We start from the raw sequence: 18,474 nt of genomic DNA, 5'->3' as shown, positions 1-18,474 counted from the left end.
AGCGGCGCAGCACCTGTGGGGGCGGGTTTGTCTGCAACGCCCCCATAGCCGCTCTGACGCCCTAGCGATACGCCTCCACCGGCACACACGCACAGAACAGATTCCTGTCCCCATACACATTGTCGACCCGGTTCACCGCAGGCCAGTACTTGTGCTGGCGCACGTGAGCACTGGGGGCGACCGCCTCCTCCAGGCTGTATGGCCGGCTCCACGGTGCAAGCACATCGGCCAGCGTATGCGGCGCATGCTTGAGCGGGTTGTCCTCCGCCGTCCAGTTGCCCTGCTGCACCTCGCCGATTTCTGCGCGGATCGCCAGCATCGCCTCGACGAACCGGTCCAGCTCGGCCTTGGACTCGCTCTCGGTCGGCTCGACCATCAGCGTACCTGGCACCGGGAACGACATGGTCGGCGCATGGAAGCCGTAATCCATCAGGCGCTTGGCCACGTCCTCTTCCGTGATACCGGTCTGCGCCTTGAGTGGCCTGAGGTCGAGAATGCATTCATGCGCCACCCGCTGGTTACGGCCGCGATACAGCACCGGGAAGGCCCCGCCCAGCTGACTGGCCAGGTAGTTGGCCGACAGGATCGCCACCTCGCTGGCATCCGCCAGCTGCGGGCCCATCATGGCGATGTACATCCAGCTGATCGGCAGAATGCTCGCGCTGCCCCAGGGTGCTGCACTGACTGCGCTGTTGTTCGGGTCCAGGCCGGGCACGGGCACCACTGGGTGGCTGGCGACAAACGGCGTGAGGTGGGCGCGAATGCCAATCGGCCCCATGCCAGGGCCACCCCCACCGTGGGGGATGCAGAAGGTCTTGTGCAGGTTCATGTGCGACACGTCGGCACCGATGTCCGCGGGCCTGGCCAAACCCACCTGGGCATTGAGGTTGGCGCCATCCATGTAGACCTGGCCGCCGTGCTGGTGCACGACCTCACAGATTTCCCGAATGCCCTCCTCATACACGCCATGGGTCGATGGGTAGGTGACCATCAGGCAGGACAATCGCTCGCCTGCGGCACTGGCTTTGGCCTTGAGGTCGCCAAGGTCGACGTTGCCGTCGTCATCGCAGTCGACGATCACCACCTCCATGCCCGCCATTTGTGCCGAAGCCGGGTTGGTACCGTGGGCCGAGGAAGGGATCAGGCACAGGGTGCGCTGCGGCTGGTGGCGGCTGCGGTGATAGCGGGTGATGGCCATGAGGCCGGCGTATTCGCCCTGGGCGCCGGAATTGGGTTGCATGCAGATGGCGTCGAACCCCGTTATGGCGCATAACCAGCGTTCCAGTTCGTCGATCATCGCCTTGTAGCCCGTGGTCTGGCCCGCAGGCGCGAAGGGATGGAGCTGGGCGAACGCAGGCCACGTAATGGGAATCATCTCACTGGTGGCGTTGAGTTTCATGGTGCAGGAACCCAGCGGGATCATCGACTGGTTCAGTGCCAGGTCCTTGTTCTCCAGTTGTTTGAGATAGCGCAGCATCTCGGTTTCGCTGTGGTGCAGGTTGAACACCGGATGGCCGAGAAACGGTGTGCGCCGTGCCAGTGCCGCGGGAATGCCTTCCGGCAGGACCTGCTGGTCAAGGCCGGGCACCTCCAGGCCATGGTCCACTCCAAGGAAGATGTCGAATAGCCGCAACACAGTGTCTTCGCTGCAGGTCTCGTCCAGGCTTACACCCAGCTGGCCACGCCCCAGAATGCGCAGGTTGATCCGCGCCGCCTCGGCGCTTTCGATGATCGCCGCCTGGGCGCCGCCCACCTCAAGGGTCAGCGTGTCGAAGAAATACTGGTTGAGACGCTTGATCCCCTTCGCCTCAAGGCCCGCGGCCAATACGACGGTGAGCCGGTGGACGCGCTGGGCGATGCGCTGCAAGCCTTCAGGGCCGTGGTACACCGCATAGAAGCCGGCGATGTTGGCCAGCAGCACCTGGGCCGTGCAGATGTTGGAGTTGGCCTTCTCACGGCGGATGTGTTGTTCACGGGTCTGCAAGGCCATGCGCAGCGCGGTGTTGCCACGGGCGTCGCGGGACACGCCAATGATGCGGCCCGGCATGGCCCGCTTGTAGTCGTCGCGACAGGCGAAATAGGCTGCATGCGGGCCGCCGTAGCCCATAGGCACACCGAAGCGCTGGGTCGAGCCAAGCACCACATCGGCGCCAAACTCGCCGGGCGGTGTCAGCACCACCAGGCTCAGCAGGTCCGCCGCCACGCAGGCCAACGCCTGTTGGCTGTGTAGCTGGTCGATGAGGGGGCGCAGGTCGCGTACCTCACCCTGGGTGTCCGGGTACTGCAGCAGCGCGCCGAATACCTGATGCTGGGCAAGGTTATCCACAGAGTCGACGATCAACTCGAAACCAAAGCCTTCGGCACGGGTACGCAGCACCGAGAGCGTCTGCGGATGGCAGTGCTCGTCGGCGAAGAACGCGTTGCGCTTGTTACGCGTCACGCGCTTGGCCAGCGCCATGGCTTCGGCAGCTGCGGTGGCCTCGTCGAGCAGCGAAGCATTGGCCAATGCCAGGCCGGTAAGGTCGATCACCATCTGCTGGAAGTTGAGCAGGGCTTCGAGCCGGCCTTGCGCGATTTCAGGTTGGTAAGGCGTGTAGGCGGTGTACCAGCCCGGGTTTTCCAGCACGTTGCGCAGAATGACAGTGGGTGTGATGGTGCCGTGGTAGCCCATGCCGATCAGGCTTGTCCACAGCTGATTCTGCTCGGCGTAACTGGCGAGCCTGGCCAGTGCGGCCTGCTCATCCAAGGCCGGTGGCAAGTCGAGGGCGCGGTTCAAGCGGATGCCCGGCGGCACGGTCTGCTCGATCAACTCGCTGCGGCTGTTGAGGCCCAGCGCGCTGAGCATGGCCTGCTGCTCCGAGGCATCGGGCCCCAGGTGGCGGCGCAGGAACGGGTTGAGCTCTTGCAGTTGCTGCAGGGATGGCGACTGGGACATGACGACGCTCTCTTCCTGGACCAGGTCTCATGGAGACTTATAAGTCTAGGAAGGATTGCCGATACTGCGGGAAAACTTGTCTGGGCAATACCGGCCTCATCGCCGACAGGCGGCGATGAGGCGCGGACAGTTACTCGCCGATAGCCGCTTTGTAACCCGCTGCATCCAGCAGCTTGTCCAGTTCGGCCTGGTCGCTTGGCTTGAGCTTGAAGATCCAGGCAGTGTAAGGCGCTTCGTTGAGCTGCTCCGGGCTATCGGCCAGTGCTTCGTTGACCTCGATCACTTCACCGCTGACCGGGGCATAGATATCCGAAGCGGCCTTCACCGACTCGACCACACCCGCCGCATCGCCAGCCGCGAACACCTTGCCCACTTCTGCCAGTTCAACGAACACCACATCACCCAGGGCCTGCTGGGCGTGGTCGCTGATGCCCACGGTCACTGTGCCATCGGCTTCAAGGCGTGCCCACTCGTGGCTTTCGGCAAAACGCAGATCGGCGGGGATATTGCTCATGTCTTGTATTCCTCGATTGGGTCAGCGGTCGGCCCGCCGTTAATTGTTCAGATCAGAATCTTGCCGTGGCGCACAAAAGTCGGTTTGACCACCCGCACCGGGTACCACTTGCCGCGAATCTCGACCTCGGCACGGTCTCCGGTGGCCATAGGCACCCGGGCCAGAGCAATGGATTTGCTCAGCGTAGGAGAGAAACTACCACTGGTGATCTCCCCTTCGCCAATCCCGGCAACGCGAACCACCTGATGGGCGCGCAAAACGCCGCGTTCTTCCAGTACCAGGCCGACCAGTTTGTCCTGCACGCCGTGCTCGATTTCTGCCAGCAGGCTGGCGCGGCCGATGAAGTCGCGCTCTGCCGGTTCCCACGCGATGCTCCAGCCCAGATTGGACGTGAGGGGGGTGTGGTGTTCATCGATATCCTGGCCGTAGAGGTTCATGCCGGCTTCCAGCCGCAGTGTATCGCGGGCGCCCAGGCCACTGGGGGCGATACCGGCACCCACCAAGTCGTTGTAGAAGGCCACCGCCTCCCTGCCCGGCAGGATGATCTCCAGGCCGTCTTCACCGGTGTAGCCGGTGCGGGCAATGAACCAGTCACCGTCGGCAAGCCCTTCGAACGGGCGCAGTTCACGGATCAGCGCCGCGCGCGAGGCACTGAGCAACGCGGCTACCTTTTCCCGTGCCTGAGGCCCCTGGATGGCGAGAATGGCCAGGTCGGGTCGCACTTCGACACCCACCGAGAACCCCGCGCTCTGGGCTTCCAGCCAAGCCAGCACCTTGGCCCGTGTGGCAGCGTTGGTGACCAGGCGATAGCCATGTTCCGTGCGGTAGACGATCAGGTCGTCAATGACCCCTCCCGCTTCGTTGAGCAGCGGGCTGTACAGTGCCTTGCCTACGCCCCCCAAGCGGGCTACGTCGTTGGCCAGCAAGCGCTGCAGCCAGGCAGTGGCATCGCTGCCATCGATGTCGATCACTGTCATGTGGGAAACATCGAAAACCCCGCAATCGCTGCGTACCTGATGGTGCTCCTCGACCTGCGAGCCATAGTGCAGGGGCATGTCCCAGCCACCAAAGTCGACCGTCTTGGCGCCGAGCGCCAGGTGCAGGTCGTATAAAAGCGTGCGCTGTCCCATGGGTTTCTCCTTCCGGGCGTGGCGAAGCGGCGGCGGTCGATGACGTTCAGTCGTCAGCTTTTCTTGTAAGACCCGCCGCGCGAATGCCGCGCATTGTAGCCGCAAGGGCGAAGGCTGGCATCCTCAGTGACTGTGACCGGGGCGTCGGGCGGAACGGCGAATCAGGCCGATGACCGGCAGCAGGCCCACCAATACAAGGGTCAAGGCAGGCAACGAGGCGCGCGCCCACTCTCCCTCGCTGGTCATCTCGAACACCCGGACTGCGAGGGTGTCCCAGCCGAAGGGGCGCATCAGCAAGGTAGCCGGCATTTCCTTGAGCACATCGACGAACACCAGCAGCGCAGCGCTGAGCGCCCCCGGCACCAGCAGTGGCAGATACACCTTGAAAAACAATCTCGCGCCACCGACGCCAAGGCTGCGAGAAGCCTCTGGCAAGGACGGGCGAATACGCTCCAGGCTGCTTTCCAGTGGCCCATAGGCGACGGCGATGAACCGCACCAGGTAGGCCAGCAGCAAGGCAGCCACACTGCCCAGCAACAGGGGCTTGCCGGCGCCCCCCAGCCAGCTGGACAGCGGTATCACCAGGTGGTTGTCCAAGTAGCTGAACGCCAGCATGATCGACACCGCCAGCACTGAGCCGGGTAAGGCGTAGCCCAGGTTCGCCAGGCCGACCCCGGCACGAATACCGCCGGTCGGCGCCTGGCGCCGGGCAAACGCCAGCAGCAAGGCCACACACACCGTGATCAATGCCGCCATGCCACCCAGGTAGAGGGTGTGCAGCACCAGGCCGACATAACGCTCATCCAGATCATGCCGGCCCCGCTGCCAGCACCATACCAGCAGCTGCAACAGCGGAATGACGAAGGCACAGGCAAACACCAGCAGGCACCAGCCACTGGCGAGCAGCGCCTTGACTCCGTGCAAGTGATACAGCGCCTGCCCCCGTGGGCGTTCGTTGCCGCTGCGCGTCGCACCCCGGGCGCGGCGCTCGCCGTAGAGCACCAGCATCACCGCCAGCAGTAGCAAGCTCGCCAGCTGAGCGGCGCTGGAAAGGCTGAAAAAACCGTACCAGGTCTTGTAGATGGCGGTGGTGAAGGTATCGAAGTTGAATACCGCTACCGCACCGAAATCAGCCAGGGTTTCCATCAGGGCCAGCGCGATGCCGGCGCCGATCGCAGGCCTTGCCATAGGCAGGGCAACCCGCCAGAACGCTTGCAAGGGCGACAGGCCGAGCACCCGCGCAGCTTCCATCAGGCCTTTGCCTTGGGCGAGGAATGCGGTGCGCGCAAGCAGGTAGACGTAGGGGTAGAACACCAGCACCAGCACGATGATCACCCCACCGGTGGAGCGCACCCGCGGCAGGCGCATCGGCCCGAATACCTCGCGCAAGGCACTTTGCACGGGGCCGGCGAAATCCAGCAGGCCGACGAAGACGAACGCCAGCACATAGGCGGGGATCGCAAACGGCAGCATCAGCGCCCAGTCCAGCCAGCGCCTGCCAGGAAACTCGCACAGGCTGGTGAGCCAGGCCAGGCTGACACCGAGCACGGTGACGCCAAGCCCCACGCCAACCACCAGGGTCAGGGTATTGCCGAGCAGGCGGCTCATCTGGGTGTCGAGCAGGTGGGACCAGATCTGCAGGTCGATTGATTGCCAGGACAGCAGCAGCACGCTCAGGGGGAGCAGCACCAAGGCGGCGATCAGGCAGACCGGGAGGTACCAGCGACGTTGGGGGGTGTGGGGCAAATCGGATTTCTCTGTGGCTGGTTGCGACCGCTTTGCGGTCGTTCGCGGGCAGTGCCTGCCCCGCGAAAGGGCCCTTGCGGGCCCCAGAAGGATAAAGCCTGCCGCTTAGTTGTAGCCAGCCCGATCCATCAGGCGAATGGCTTCGGCCTGGCGCTTGCCGGCCACTTCGACAGGGATGCTGTCAGCCTTGAAGCTGCCCCAGGCCGCGACTTCGTCCGATGGCTTGACCTTGGGGTTGGCCGGAAACTCCTGGTTGATGTCAGCGAACAGCTTCTGCGCCTCCTCGCCGGTCATCCACTCCACCAGCTTCTTGGCTGCCTCCGGGTGCGGTGCGTGCTTGGTCAGGCCAATCCCCGACAGGTTGACATGCACACCGCGGTCGCCCTGGTTAGGCCAGAAAATCTTTACCGGCAGGTTCGGGTTCTGCTTGTGCAAGCGCCCGTAGTAGTAAGTGTTGACCACCCCCACGTCGCACTGGCCCGCCTCGATGGCCTGGATCACCGAATTGTCGTCGGAGAACACGTCGGTCGACAGGTTGTTTACCCAGCCTTTGACGATTTGTTCAGCCTTGGCTTCGCCGTGGTTCTCGATCAGCGTGGCGGTCAGCGACTGGTTGTATACCTTCTTCGCCGTGCGCAGGCACAGGCGACCCTCCCAGTGCTTGTCGGCCAGTGCTTCATAGGTGCTCAGCTCCGTCGGCTTGACCCGCTCGGTGGAGTAGACGATGGTCCGCGCACGCAGGCTCAGGCCGGTCCAGTCATGGGACGAGGCGCGGTATTGGGACGGGATGTTCTGGTCGATGATATCCGACTTGATCGGCTGCAGGATGCCCATTTGCTCGGCCTGCCAGAGGTTGCCGGCATCGACGGTCAGCAGCAGGTCGGCCACCCCGTTCTCGCCCTCGGCCTTGATGCGTTGCATCAGCGGGGCTTCCTTGTCGGTAATGAACTTGATCTTGACCCCGGTCTTGGCGGTGTAGGCGTCGAACACCGGCTTGATCAGCTCGTCGATGCGCGAGGAGTACACCACCACTTCGTCCGCCGCCTGGGCCGTGCCGCCGAACAGGGTCAGGGCCAGGGCGGCCAGTAGGGGCTTGCGTGGCAACATGGAAAGCACTCCTCGGATCGTATGAGAGGCGCAAATGGTAGTGAATCCCATTTTGCGGCTCATCCACCGAGCAGTTACCGGATGTTGCAAAGCCCCCTCAAGGCTTGGCCAGTTCTGGCAGATCGCCTGTCAGGCCCAGTGCCTGGCGCACGAACAAGGCCTTGGCTTCCGGCATCTTTTCCACGATTTTCAAGCCGCTGTTACGCAACCAGCGCAACGGCAGCGGGTTGGCCTGGAACAGCCGCTCAAAGCCTTCCATCGCCGCCATCAACGCCAGGTTGTGCGGCATGCGCCGACGTTCGTAGCGGCTCAGTACCTTTTCATCCGCCAGCCGCTCGCCGCGCTCGCAGGCATTGACCAGCACCTCGGCCAGTACGGCGGCATCGAGAAAGCCCAGGTTGACGCCCTGCCCTGCCAGCGGGTGAATGGTGTGCGCCGCGTCACCAATCAACGCCAGGCCTTCGTCCACGTAACGTTTTGCATGGCGCTGACGCAACGGCACACAGACGCGCGGGTCGGCCTCCAGCACGGCGCCCAGACGCCCTTCGAATGCGCGTTCCAGCGCTTTGAGGAAGGCTGCGTCATCCGATGCCATGAGCTGTTCGGCGTGCTCGGGGGTGGTCGACCAGACGATCGAGCACCAGTCCTGCTTGCCGTCACGCGACAATGGCAGGAACGCCAGCGGGCCTTCGTCGGTGAACCGTTGCCAGGCCGTGGCCTGGTGCGCCGCGCTGCACCGTACGCTGGTAACGATGGCGTGATGCAGGTAATCCCACTCACGCGTCTGGCAGCCCGCCAGGCGTCGCACCGCCGAATTGGCACCGTCGGCAGCCACCACCAACGGCGCGCGCAGGCGACGACCATCGGCCAGGGTCAGCAGCCACTCGTCACCCGAGCGACGCAGCTGTTCCAGGCGGGCATTGGGTAACAGGCCGATATCACTGTCGTGCAGACGCTCCAGCAACCCGTCCTGCACCACCCGGTTTTCGACAATGTGGCCCAGCGCCTGGGCATGCACGCTGGCTGCCGAGAAATGGATCTGCCCCGTGCCGCTGCCGTCCCATACCTGCATGTCCGAGTACGGCGAAACGCGCCGCTTCTCGATGCCCTCCCACGCGCCCAAACGCTCGAGAATGCGTTGACTGGCAGCTGAAAGGGCACTGACCCGTGGCTCGAACGGCGCATCGCCATCAAACGGTTTGACCGACAGCGGGCCACCATCGAGCAGGAGAATGTTCAGGCCACTGTGGCGCAATGCCAGGGCCAGAGCGCTACCGACCATACCGGCACCGACAATCAACACATCTGCGCGCATGTCCATGCCTTACGCCTGCCTCGCTTGCGGCTTGAGCCGCACGTATAGGGTTTTATCGACCCGCGCCACCAGTTCACCGGCGCCATCGCGGATATCGACCTGCAATCGTGGCAGGTACTTCTTGCCGGTGGCGGTCTGCTGGCGAATTTCGTTCAGCAGTGCGTCATCGACGTGAAACTCGGCATACACCGGCCCTTTGCCAGGGGCGATGAAGTCGATGCTGGCAGCCTTGTCCCAGACGATGTACTCCCGGCCCAACTGCTCGATCAGCAGCAGCATGTAGAACGGGTCGACCATCGAATACAGGCTGCCTCCGAACTGGGTGCCGACGTAGTTGCGGTTCCAGCGGGTGAGCTTCATGCACACCTTGACGCTGCGCATGTCGGGGCTGATGTGCTGGATGCGAATACCGGCACCGAGGTACGGCGGGTAGAAATTCAGCAGCCAGCGCAACATGCGCGCCCGGCGCGCCAGCTTGCGAGGGTTGCTCATGCCTGGCCTCGCGGATCAGGCCGGGTACCCAGGCCCATGGCCTGGCGGGCGAACCAGCTTTTTGCCGGTGGCAACAGGTCGAGCCCGAGCAGGCCAATGTTGCGTCCGGCCGCCAGCAGCGGCTGGTTGCTGCCGAACAGGCGGGTGACCTGGTCGGAAAAGCCGATGGTCAGGGCCTGGTCGAGCCGTTGGCGGTGATGGTAGGCCTGCAGGGTCGCCAGGTCGCCTGGCTGCTGTGGGCCTGCCAGCAGCGCGTCGGCCAGCGACTGCACATCACGCAGTGACAGGTTGAACCCCTGACCTGCAATCGGGTGCAGGCTGTGCGCGGCATTGCCCAGCACGACCAGATGCGGGCGCACCTGCTCCTGGGCTTCGACCAACGCCAGCGGGTACAGATGCCGTGCGCCCACCTGACGCAGCGCGCCGAGGCGGTAGCCGAATGCGCCTTGCAGCTCACGCAGGAAGCTGCGCTCGTCGATATCGGCCAAGCGCCTGGCGTCCATGCCCTGCCGGGTCCAGACCAGCGCGCACCGGTTCTCGGGCAACGGCAGCAGGGCCATGGGGCCTTGCTCGGTAAAACGCTCGAAGGCTTGCCCACGATGGGCTTCGCCAGGGGTGATATTGGCAATCAGCGCGCTTTGGTCATACGGGGTGCGGCGCACATGGATGCCCAACTGCTCACGCAACCCGGAACGGCCACCGTCGGCCAGCACCGCCAGGTCGCACTCCAGGCTGGTGTCATCGTCAAGCTGCAAACGGTAGCCGCCGGCAATCGCCTGCATTGCCTTGACTTCGGCCGGGCAGCGCCAGCTCACCACGTCGCGGTCCAGCCCTTGCCATAGGCACTGGCCCAGCCAGGCGTTCTCGACAACGTAACCCAGTGCGGGCACACCTTCCTGTGTGGCGTCCAGGCGGGTAGCACCAAAACGCCCGCGATCGGATACCTGGATCTGGCTGATGGGCTCGGCACGCGGGCTGATAGCCTGCCACAGGCCAAGGTGGTGATAGATCTGCCGGGTACCGAACGACAGCGCCGAGGACCGGGCGTCGTAGCTGGGCTGGAAGCTGTCACCCGGGGCAAATGGCTCGATCAACAGGATCTTCCAACCTCGCGCCTTGGCGCCTGCCTGCAGGGCCAGGGCCAGGCTCGCGCCAACCAGGCCGCCGCCGATGATTGCCAGGTTGACCCGGCTCATGCCGCGTCCTTGCGCGCAGCCTGCATCAAGGCCTCGATCTCGGCGACCGTCTTGGGCACGCCTGATGTCAGAATTTCACAACCTTGCCGGGTGACCACCACGTCGTCCTCGATCCTTATGCCGATGCCGCGCCATTTCTTTGCAACCTGCTGGTTGTCGGCGGCAATGTAGATGCCAGGCTCGACAGTCAACGCCATGCCGGGCTCCAGCACACGCCACTGACCACCGACCTTGTACTCGCCCACGTCGTGCACATCCATGCCCAGCCAGTGCCCGGCGCGGTGCATGTAGAAGGCGCGATACGCCTCGTTGTCGATCAGCGCCTGCACCTGGCCCTTGAGCAGCCCCAGCTCCACCAGCCCTTCGGTGATGACCCGCACAGTCGCCTCGTGGGCGTGGTTCCAGTGCTTGCCAGGGGCGATCTCGGCAAAAGCGGCTTCCTGGGCCTTGAGCACCAGCTCGTAGATGGCCTTCTGCTCTGGCGAAAAACGCCCGCTGACCGGGAAGGTGCGAGTGATGTCGCTGGCATAGCAGTCGATCTCGCAGCCCGCGTCGATCAGCACCAGATCACCATCCTTGAGCAGGGCATCGTTCTCCTGATAGTGCAGGATGCAGCCGTTGCGACCAGCCGCGACGATAGACCCGTAGGCCGGCATCTTCGCGCCGCCCTTGCGAAATTCGTAGTCCAGCTCCGCTTCCAGGCTGTATTCGTGCAGCCCGGCCCGGCAAGCCTGCATCGCCCGCACATGGGCCCGTGCGGATAGGGTTGCCGCCGCACGCATCACTTTCACTTCTGCCGCCGATTTATACAGACGCATGTCGTGCAGCAGGTGATCCAGCGCAACGAACTCGTTCGGCGGCTGGGCACCGAGGCGCGCCTTGGAGCGAATGACGTTGATCCAGTCCATCAGTCGACGGTCGAATTCGGCGTTGCTGCCCATGGCGCTGTAGACCCGCTCGCGGCCTTCGATCAGGCCAGGCAGGATCTCGTCGATGTCGGTGATCGGGAAGGCATCGTCGGCACCAAAGTCGCGGATTGCCCCTTCCTGCCCGGCCCGCAGGCCGTCCCACAGCTCCCGCTCTGGGTTGCGCTCTCGGCAAAACAGCACGTATTCGCCATGCTCGCGGCCAGGGATAAGTGCAATGACCGCTTCTGGCTCAGGGAAGCCACTGAGGTACTGAAAGTCGCTGTCCTGGCGGTATACGTGCTCGACGTCGCGATTGCGGATGGCGACCGCGGCAGCCGGCAGAATGGCAATGCTGTTGGGGACCATCTGCGCCATCAGCGCCTTGCGCCGGCGGGCATACTCGGCCTTGGGTATGTGGCTCATGGGCAGAACGACCCCCGGTTGATCAATGCAACGATGGTTTTGGTGCAGGCGCGACTGGCGCTGCCAGTTCCGTGTACAGCAGCAACGGAGCGACCCGCAGGTACTCCATGACTTCCATGTAGTCGCTTTCGCCGTCTTCGGACTCTTCCAGTGCTTCCTGGACCTGCGAAATGGCCACCAGGTCCTGGAGCACCTCTTTGGCATCGGTGGACAAGTCCTTGCCACCGGCATTCAGGCCAAAGCCCGTGATGAAGCCCTGGCACCACTGGCCCAGCGCTGTGGCACGCTCGGTGAGTGGCGTCTCGTCCCCTGGCAGCAGCAGGACAATGGCGATGTCTTCGCCGGTCAGCTCGGCCTTGACCATCTCCTGCAAGCCGAGCAGTGCGGCACGCACAGAGTCTTGCGGCTCGTTTTCCAGCACCCCGGCGGCGTCGGCCAGCCATGCATCGGCATCGAAGCCGACACCGGCGCAGCTGCGGCCGATGAGCAGGCCGTGCAGCTCGGCAGGGGATACTGGGTGGCCGTTGCTCGAGAGCAGCGCGGCGAAAGCGGTGTAAGGCGATTGGGTATTAGGCATGGGCGGCTAGGCGCCAGACGGCGCATTTGACTAGAATGAAGACCTTGTATCCTAGCACCGGCAGGCGCGCCAAGACCATCGGCACTGGCCGTCGCCGTACAGGGAGAGGCATCATCGCCGGGTGAAACATTGATGGAGCGAAGCGAGTGCAACCCACGCAAGAGAACGACCTGCAAGCGCTGATGAGCCGATTCGAGTTGCTGATCGAACGCGTCGAGCAACTAAAACGGCAAAATGCACTCCTAGTAGCTCAGGAAAAATCCTGGCGCGAGGAGCGCGCCCACCTCATCGAAAAAAACGAGATCGCAAGGCGCAAGGTCGAGTCGATGATTTTACGCCTCAAGGCCCTGGAGCAAGACTCATGAGTTCAAGCAATAGCGTCACCGTGCAGATCCTCGACAAGGAATACTCGATCATCTGCCCGCCGGAAGAGCGCAACAACCTGGTCAGCGCCGCACGCTACCTGGACAGCAAGATGCGCGAGATCCGCAGCAGCGGCAAGGTGATCGGCGCCGACCGCATCGCGGTCATGGCTGCTTTGAACATCACCCACGAAATGCTCCATCGCCAGGAAGATCGTACTGACGCACCTGCCGGCAGCACCAACCGCGAACAGGTCCGTGACCTGCTCGATCGGGTCGATAAGGCGTTGTCCGACGATGCGGATACCAAAATCAGCTGAAATTGGTATACTGGCGCCACTCCCTGGGGGATGCGCCAGTCGGTTATGTCCCTGAGCCGATACGCACAACCACGGGGGTTGCACGCTGGGGCCGGTGTGCATGTCCGCTCGACGGAAAGCCTTAACGCCCCCTGCAATCTCCACCTTGAACTTTCGGGTTCAAGGGCTACACCGATAGCGGTCTTATCGGGGAGCCTGATTTTTCTTGCCCACCCTGCGCGGTGGGCAATTCGACACCTGGGACAGCCAGTGCCATGACCGACGCCAAGCCCGAATCTGCGCCGCTCACCCGCCCCCAGCTTCGTCGCCTGCTTCGCAAAGCCCGCCGTGCCCTGAGCCCCGCCCAACAGCGGCAGGCCTCGCTTGGCCTGTATCGACAGCTGGCGCAAAACCCGCTGTTCCGCCGCGCCCGGCACATTGCCCTGTACCTGCCCAATGACGGTGAAATCGACCCGCGCCTGCTGCTGCGCGAGGCCCAGCGCCGGGGGAAACGTACCTACCTGCCGGTCCTGCATGCCTGGCCGCGCACGCGCATGGTGTTCCAGCGCTTTGAACCGGGTGAAAAGCTCAAGCGCAACCGCTTCCGCATTCCAGAGCCCCTGACCGACCGCAGGCGCCAACGGCCAATCTGGTCGCTGGACCTGATCCTGCTGCCACTGGTGGGGTTCGATGAAGCCGGGGGGCGGCTGGGCATGGGGGGTGGTTTCTACGATCGCAGCCTGGCTTATCAGGCTCGCCGCAAGACATGGAAAAAACCACTGCTGCTGGGGCTGGCGCATGAATGCCAGAAGGTCGAGCGGCTGGCGCAGGCCAGTTGGGATGTACCGCTGCAGGGCACGGTCTCGGACCGTGACTGGTATCTGGCGCCGAGTTGAGCGGCGTCAGCAGAAGGGTCAGCGTTGCGGTTGGCCGGCGTCCACCGGGGCCTGATAGGCGGTGTCCAGCTTGCGCTCCCAAATACCCTGGGCATAGCCGGTGGTGACCACACCCAGGCCAAAAATGAAGACCAGGATCCAGAGCAGATCCGGTTTGCGTTGATTCATCGAAGCATGCCCCCTAAGCAAACTGTTCAGGCTCGGCGACCTTCTTGGTGCCGCCGGAGCGTCTAGCTTTAAAATCGGCGCATTTTCCGACAACCTGAGTCGACACGCAAACCTTGACGCCAACCGGCTGTCGGTTTCGTGCAACAGGTTATTTCAAACCTTTTCAGGAGCACCCTCCATGGCCTATTGGCTGATGAAATCCGAGCCCGACGAGCTCTCCATCGAAGCCCTTGGGCGCCTGGGTGAAGCACGCTGGGACGGCGTGCGCAATTACCAGGCGCGCAATTTCCTGCGAGCCATGAGCGTTGGCGACGAGTTTTTCTTCTATCACTCCAGCTGCCCAGAGCCGGGCGTTGCCGGCATCGCCAGAATCACTGCAGCGGCCTACCCGGACCCGACCGCGCTGGACCCAGAGAGCCATTATCACGACCCCAAGGCCACTGCCGAGAAGAACCCGTGGAGTGCCGTTGATGTGGCGCATGTGAGGACCCTGCCCAAGGTGCTGAGCCTGGGGTTGCTCAAGCAGCAGGGTGCTCTTGCCGAACTGCCGCTGGTGCAAAAGGGAAGCCGCCTGTCGGTGATGCCGGTTACGCCCGAGCAATGGGCGGCAATAGTCGCGTTAAGTTGAAAGTGCGCTAGGATCAGGGGGTTTGACCGATATCAATACGCCATGGATTGCCGCACGTCACGATGAAGGTGCGCATTAAGCAGGGACGCTGACTGATGAACCGATATGCCCCCAGGATCTTCGCCACCGCGCTGATCGTTCTACTGGCGACCGCTGCTGGCCTGGGTTACTGGAAGTCGCTCCACGACCAGTTACCCGAAGGTTTGAGCATGGGCAACGGCCGCCTCGAGGCGACCGAAGTTCAGATTGCCAGCAAAGTCCCTGGGCGCTTGGCCGAAGTGCGGGTCGACGAAGGCGACAAGGTTACCCGCGGCCAGCTCCTTGCCCGTATCGACACCCGCACCATGGAAGCTCAGCGCAGCCAGGCCGAAGCCGAAGTGCTGCGTGCCCGGGAAAACTACGCGGCGGCCCAGGCCAGTGTGCAACTGCGCCAAAGTGAGCTGCTGCTGGCCGGGCAGGAGCTCAAGCGCGTGCGTGAGATCTTCCAGCGCAAGTACGCCAGCCAGCAGTTGCTCGATCAGCAGCAGGCCCGCTTCGACACGGCCAACGCGGCAGTGGTCGCTGCGCGTGCCCAGCTGGCGGCAGTCAAAGCTGCCATCGGCGCTGCTCAGGCCCAGGTGGCTCAACTCACCAGCGAAATCGACGACAGCAGCCTGCGTGCGCCCATCGACGGCATCATCCAGCTGCGCCTGGCCGAACCGGGTGAAGTGCTGGGCGCTGGTGGTCGGGTACTGATGCTGATCGACCCGAGCGACCAGTACATGAACCTTTACCTCCCCGCGTCCACCAGCGGCCGCCTGACCGTAGGCGATCAGGCGCGGATCGTTCTCGACGCCCTGCCAGATCAGGCCTTGCCGGCGAAGGTAGCCTTTGTCGCGGCCAAGGCACAGTTCACCCCGAAGCAGGTCGAAACCCGTGACGAGCGGCAGAAACTGGTGTTTCGCGTCAAACTGCGCTTGAGCGACCCCAGCGCTGTGCCCCAAGCCAAGCCGGGCATGCCGGGTGCTGGCTACGTACGCACGGCGGACGTGGACTGGCCGGCCAACCTGCAATGAACACGCCAGCGCTGCTGGCCGAAGGTATCAGCCACCGCTATGGCGATCTGGTCGCCTTGCACACGCTGGGGTTCAGCCTGCCTGCGGGCACACGCTGCGCACTGATCGGCCCGGACGGGGCCGGTAAATCGACCCTGCTCGGGTTGATCGCCGGCGTGAAGCGCCTGCAACAGGGCGAACTGCAGGTGCTGGGCGGCTCCATCCGGCAGCGTCGCCACCGCGCCGCGTTGTACCCAAAAGTGGCATTCATGCCGCAAGGGCTGGGCAATAACCTTTATCCCGAACTGTCGATCAGCGAGAACATTCGCTTTTTCGCCACGCTGTTTGGCCTTGGCCGCAGCGAATGCGAACAGCGCATGGCCAGCCTGCTGCATGCCACCGACCTGCAACGCTTCGCCGAGCGCCCGGCCGGCAAGCTGTCGGGGGGCATGAAACAGAAACTGGGCCTGTGCTGTGCCTTGATCCACGAGCCTGACCTGCTGATCCTCGATGAACCTACGACGGGCGTCGACCCGCTGTCGCGGCGGCGCTTCTGGGAGCTGGTCGAGCAGGTACGCGCGCAACGCCCACAATTGACGCTGCTGGTAGCTACCGCCTACATGGAGGAGGCCGAACAGTTCGAACACTGCCTGATGCTCGATGGCGGCCGGCTGATTGCCGCGGGCCCCAGCCAGACGCTTTGCGCCGTTACGCCCAGCGGCAAGCTGGACGACGCGTTTACCCACTTCCAGGGCGCAGGCACGGCCCAACACGCGCCATTGAGCATCCCACCACGCACGGCCGATGACAGCCCGGTCGCCATCGAAGCGCACGACCTGACGCTGCGCTTTGGCGATTTCACCGCCGTCAACAAGGTCAGCTTCGCCATTGGCCGGGGGGAGATTTTCGGTTTCCTGGGCTCCAACGGCTGCGGCAAGACCAGCACCATGAAAGTGCTCACCGGCCTGATGCCCGCCAGCGAGGGCAGCGCCAAGCTGCTCGGACGCCCGGTGGATGCCAGCGACCTGGCCACGCGCAAGCGGGTGGGTTTCATGTCGCAAAGCTTCTCGCTGTATGGCGAGCTCAGCACCCTGCAGAACCTGACACTGCACGCACGTCTGTTCGACCTGCCCAAGGCCGAAAGCGCCCAGCGAATCACCGAACTGATCGAACGCTTTGACCTGGGCAGTTTCGCCGACCAGCCATCAGGCGCCCTGCCCCTTGGTCTGCGCCAGCGTCTGTCGCTCGCCGTCGCGGTGCTGCATCGCCCTGAGGTGCTGATCCTCGATGAGCCGACGTCCGGCGTCGACCCGGCCGCCCGGGACGACTTCTGGCGGCTGCTGGTGGAGTTGTCCCGCGAGCAGGGTGTGACTATTTTCCTGTCCACCCACTTCATGAACGAAGCCCAGCGCTGCGACCGTATTTCGCTGATGCATGCCGGCCGAGTGCTGGCCTGCGACACACCTGACGCACTGCAGCGCCAGTACAACGGTGAAACCCTGGAAGACGCTTTCGTCCGCTGCCTGGAACAAGCGCAGACGCCCGAGCCCCAAGCCCCGGACAGCAGCGTACTGGAGCAGCCCGCCGCAACCACGGTCACGCCGCCGTTGCGTCAGGGCTTCAGCCTACGGCGCCTGCTGGCGGTGGCCAGCCGGGAAGGCAAGGAGCTGCTGCGTGACAAGGTACGCCTGGCCTTCGCCCTGCTCGGCGCAGTGTTCATGATGGTGATCTTCGGCTATGGCATTTCGCTGGATGTGGAGAACCTCGCCTTCGCCGTTCACGATCAGGATCAAAGCCCGCAGAGCCGCGCCTACCTCGAAACCTTTCGCGGATCGCGCTATTTCGCCGAACAGGCGCCGATCCGTGATACACGCGAGATGCACCAGCGCCTGCAGCGCTCGGAAATCAAACTGGCCCTGGAGATCCCGCCCGGCTTTGGCCGTGACCTGCACGCAGGTCGCCAGCCGGTGGTGGCGGCCTGGCTCGATGGCGGCATGCCGTTCCGTGCCGAAACCAGTCGTAACTATGTGGAAGCGGTACACCAGGCGAACCTCGAGCAGCTTGCCGCGTCCAGCCAGCAGGCCGTGCAGCGCCAGGCGCCAGTGCGCCTGGAAACGCGGTTTCGCTACAACCAGGATGTGGTCAGCGTGAACGCCATCGGCCCAGGGGTGATGGCACTGATCCTGGCCTTCATACCGGCCATGCTCACCGCGCTGGGCATTGTCCGCGAGAAAGAGCTCGGCTCCATTACCAATTTCTACGCCACGCCCCTCACCCGCCTGGAGTTCCTGCTTGGCAAACAGCTGCCCTACCTGGCCGTGAGCCTGGTCAACCTGGCCCTGCTGGTGGCGATGAACCGCTGGCTGTTCGCCGTGCCGCTCAAGGGCAGCGTCCTGGCCCTGGCGTGCGGAGGCGTCTGCTACCTGCTGGCAACCACCAGCCTGGGCCTGTTGATATCGGCGTTCACGCGAACCCAGATCGCGGCCATCCTGGGCACCATGATCATCACCAGCTTGCCGACCATCCAGTTTTCCGGCCTGATCGTGCCACGCTCGTCGCTCGATGGCGCTGCGGCCGTGATGGGCCAGCTGTTCCCGGCAGGCTATTTCCTCGACATCGCGGTCGGCACCTTCACCAAGGCGCTGAGCCTGCGCGAGCTGTGGCCGCAGTGCCTGATCCTGCTGAGCTTCTTTGCTGTGTTCACCGGCCTGAGCCTGGCCATGCTCAAAAAGCAGGAGGCCTGA

The 18,474-nt window shown here is 63.9% G+C and carries 17 protein-coding genes and 1 other RNA gene; 7 read left to right on the top strand and 11 right to left on the bottom strand.

Translation table 11 applies throughout. From position 1 onward, the window contains the following. Window positions 1-61 precede the first annotated feature (61 nt). The 10 genes from gcvP to APH34_RS19140 all read right to left on the bottom strand — a co-directional run bounded on the left by gcvP (window position 62) and on the right by APH34_RS19140 (window position 12,343). Window positions 62-2,935: an aminomethyl-transferring glycine dehydrogenase gene (gcvP, locus tag APH34_RS19185; protein WP_054902475.1), complete on the bottom strand. Its 2,874-nt coding sequence runs from the start codon at window positions 2,933-2,935 to the stop codon at window positions 62-64. Between the two features lie 130 nt (window positions 2,936-3,065). Then, complete coding sequence (gene gcvH, locus APH34_RS19180; RefSeq protein ID WP_054902474.1) at window positions 3,066-3,449, bottom strand: glycine cleavage system protein GcvH; 384 nt, start codon at window positions 3,447-3,449, stop codon at window positions 3,066-3,068. A gap of 47 nt (window positions 3,450-3,496) precedes the next feature. Beyond that, entirely contained in the window at window positions 3,497-4,579 is a 1,083-nt protein-coding gene (gene gcvT, locus APH34_RS19175) for a glycine cleavage system aminomethyltransferase GcvT (RefSeq protein WP_054902473.1), read from the bottom strand. 123 nt (window positions 4,580-4,702) lie between these two features. Next, window positions 4,703-6,325 carry an iron ABC transporter permease gene (locus APH34_RS19170; protein ID WP_054902472.1) on the bottom strand — a complete coding sequence of 541 codons (1,623 nt, stop codon included), beginning with the start codon at window positions 6,323-6,325 and terminating at the stop codon, window positions 4,703-4,705. Window positions 6,326-6,430: 105 nt separating this feature from the next. Further along, window positions 6,431-7,432, bottom strand: coding sequence for an extracellular solute-binding protein (locus APH34_RS19165; RefSeq protein WP_054902471.1), 1,002 nt, complete (start codon window positions 7,430-7,432; stop codon window positions 6,431-6,433). 97 nt (window positions 7,433-7,529) lie between these two features. Beyond that, the gene (locus APH34_RS19160; protein ID WP_176513847.1) at window positions 7,530-8,747 is read right to left on the bottom strand and encodes a 2-octaprenyl-3-methyl-6-methoxy-1,4-benzoquinol hydroxylase; all 1,218 of its coding nucleotides are present in this window, start codon (window positions 8,745-8,747) and stop codon (window positions 7,530-7,532) included. 9 nt (window positions 8,748-8,756) lie between these two features. Further along, on the bottom strand, window positions 8,757-9,239 hold the full coding sequence (locus tag APH34_RS19155) for a DUF4442 domain-containing protein (RefSeq protein ID WP_054902469.1): 483 nt from the start codon (window positions 9,237-9,239) through the stop codon (window positions 8,757-8,759). Continuing rightward, a complete protein-coding gene (ubiH, locus tag APH34_RS19150; protein ID WP_054902468.1) occupies window positions 9,236-10,435 on the bottom strand; it encodes a 2-octaprenyl-6-methoxyphenyl hydroxylase in 1,200 nt (399 codons plus the stop codon). Before ubiH ends, APH34_RS19155 begins: the two co-directional genes overlap by 4 nt. Continuing rightward, window positions 10,432-11,766, bottom strand: coding sequence for a Xaa-Pro aminopeptidase (gene pepP, locus APH34_RS19145; RefSeq protein WP_054902467.1), 1,335 nt, complete (start codon window positions 11,764-11,766; stop codon window positions 10,432-10,434). Before pepP ends, ubiH begins: the two co-directional genes overlap by 4 nt. A 22-nt stretch (window positions 11,767-11,788) precedes the next feature. Then, a complete protein-coding gene (locus tag APH34_RS19140) occupies window positions 11,789-12,343 on the bottom strand; it encodes a YecA family protein (RefSeq protein WP_054902466.1) in 555 nt (184 codons plus the stop codon). 182 nt (window positions 12,344-12,525) lie between these two features. Here APH34_RS19140 and APH34_RS19135 point away from each other — a divergent pair, with 182 nt between their 5' ends. From APH34_RS19135 to APH34_RS19125, 4 genes are all read left to right on the top strand, one after another. Next, the gene (locus APH34_RS19135; RefSeq protein ID WP_033693939.1) at window positions 12,526-12,708 is read left to right on the top strand and encodes a TIGR02449 family protein; all 183 of its coding nucleotides are present in this window, start codon (window positions 12,526-12,528) and stop codon (window positions 12,706-12,708) included. Beyond that, window positions 12,705-13,025: a cell division protein ZapA gene (locus APH34_RS19130; protein WP_054902465.1), complete on the top strand. Its 321-nt coding sequence runs from the start codon at window positions 12,705-12,707 to the stop codon at window positions 13,023-13,025. Before APH34_RS19135 ends, APH34_RS19130 begins: the two co-directional genes overlap by 4 nt. Window positions 13,026-13,042: 17 nt before the next feature. Further along, window positions 13,043-13,222: non-coding RNA, 6S RNA (ssrS, locus tag APH34_RS28800), on the top strand. A 57-nt stretch (window positions 13,223-13,279) separates the two neighbouring features. Then, the gene (locus tag APH34_RS19125; RefSeq protein ID WP_054902464.1) at window positions 13,280-13,900 is read left to right on the top strand and encodes a 5-formyltetrahydrofolate cyclo-ligase; all 621 of its coding nucleotides are present in this window, start codon (window positions 13,280-13,282) and stop codon (window positions 13,898-13,900) included. An 18-nt stretch (window positions 13,901-13,918) separates the two neighbouring features. Here the strand turns inward: APH34_RS19125 and APH34_RS29580 are convergent, their stop codons facing one another. After that, window positions 13,919-14,068 (bottom strand): hypothetical protein, encoded by a 150-nt coding sequence (locus APH34_RS29580; protein ID WP_176513816.1) that lies wholly within the window; start codon window positions 14,066-14,068, stop codon window positions 13,919-13,921. A gap of 178 nt (window positions 14,069-14,246) precedes the next feature. Here APH34_RS29580 and APH34_RS19120 point away from each other — a divergent pair, with 178 nt between their 5' ends. From APH34_RS19120 to rbbA, 3 genes are all read left to right on the top strand, one after another. Next, window positions 14,247-14,696 (top strand): EVE domain-containing protein, encoded by a 450-nt coding sequence (locus tag APH34_RS19120; RefSeq protein ID WP_054902463.1) that lies wholly within the window; start codon window positions 14,247-14,249, stop codon window positions 14,694-14,696. 95 nt (window positions 14,697-14,791) lie between these two features. Further along, the gene (locus tag APH34_RS19115) at window positions 14,792-15,751 is read left to right on the top strand and encodes an HlyD family secretion protein (protein ID WP_054902462.1); all 960 of its coding nucleotides are present in this window, start codon (window positions 14,792-14,794) and stop codon (window positions 15,749-15,751) included. Continuing rightward, complete coding sequence (gene rbbA, locus APH34_RS19110; RefSeq protein ID WP_054902461.1) at window positions 15,748-18,474, top strand: ribosome-associated ATPase/putative transporter RbbA; 2,727 nt, start codon at window positions 15,748-15,750, stop codon at window positions 18,472-18,474. Before APH34_RS19115 ends, rbbA begins: the two co-directional genes overlap by 4 nt.

The organism is Pseudomonas sp. NBRC 111131 (assembly GCF_001320525.1).
In the GTDB taxonomy this organism is placed as follows: domain Bacteria; phylum Pseudomonadota; class Gammaproteobacteria; order Pseudomonadales; family Pseudomonadaceae; genus Aquipseudomonas; species Aquipseudomonas ceruminis.
This window is presented reverse-complemented; position numbering and strand designations above follow the sequence as displayed.

Excerpts from the sequence above, each read along its gene's own strand:
- gcvP (WP_054902475.1), bottom strand. The coding sequence starts at position 2,935 with ATGTCCCAGTCGCCATCCCTGCAGCAACTGCAAGAGCTCAACCCGTTC.
- gcvH (WP_054902474.1), bottom strand. The coding sequence starts at position 3,449 with ATGAGCAATATCCCCGCCGATCTGCGTTTTGCCGAAAGCCACGAGTGG.
- gcvT (WP_054902473.1), bottom strand. The coding sequence starts at position 4,579 with ATGGGACAGCGCACGCTTTTATACGACCTGCACCTGGCGCTCGGCGCC.
- APH34_RS19165 (WP_054902471.1), bottom strand. The coding sequence starts at position 7,432 with ATGTTGCCACGCAAGCCCCTACTGGCCGCCCTGGCCCTGACCCTGTTC.
- APH34_RS19160 (WP_176513847.1), bottom strand. The coding sequence starts at position 8,747 with ATGCGCGCAGATGTGTTGATTGTCGGTGCCGGTATGGTCGGTAGCGCT.
- APH34_RS19155 (WP_054902469.1), bottom strand. The coding sequence starts at position 9,239 with ATGAGCAACCCTCGCAAGCTGGCGCGCCGGGCGCGCATGTTGCGCTGG.
- ubiH (WP_054902468.1), bottom strand. The coding sequence starts at position 10,435 with ATGAGCCGGGTCAACCTGGCAATCATCGGCGGCGGCCTGGTTGGCGCG.
- pepP (WP_054902467.1), bottom strand. The coding sequence starts at position 11,766 with ATGAGCCACATACCCAAGGCCGAGTATGCCCGCCGGCGCAAGGCGCTG.
- APH34_RS19140 (WP_054902466.1), bottom strand. The coding sequence starts at position 12,343 with ATGCCTAATACCCAATCGCCTTACACCGCTTTCGCCGCGCTGCTCTCG.
- APH34_RS19135 (WP_033693939.1), top strand. The coding sequence starts at position 12,526 with ATGAGCCGATTCGAGTTGCTGATCGAACGCGTCGAGCAACTAAAACGG.
- APH34_RS19130 (WP_054902465.1), top strand. The coding sequence starts at position 12,705 with ATGAGTTCAAGCAATAGCGTCACCGTGCAGATCCTCGACAAGGAATAC.
- APH34_RS19125 (WP_054902464.1), top strand. The coding sequence starts at position 13,280 with ATGACCGACGCCAAGCCCGAATCTGCGCCGCTCACCCGCCCCCAGCTT.
- APH34_RS29580 (WP_176513816.1), bottom strand. The coding sequence starts at position 14,068 with ATGAATCAACGCAAACCGGATCTGCTCTGGATCCTGGTCTTCATTTTT.
- APH34_RS19120 (WP_054902463.1), top strand. The coding sequence starts at position 14,247 with ATGGCCTATTGGCTGATGAAATCCGAGCCCGACGAGCTCTCCATCGAA.
- APH34_RS19115 (WP_054902462.1), top strand. The coding sequence starts at position 14,792 with ATGAACCGATATGCCCCCAGGATCTTCGCCACCGCGCTGATCGTTCTA.
- rbbA (WP_054902461.1), top strand. The coding sequence starts at position 15,748 with ATGAACACGCCAGCGCTGCTGGCCGAAGGTATCAGCCACCGCTATGGC.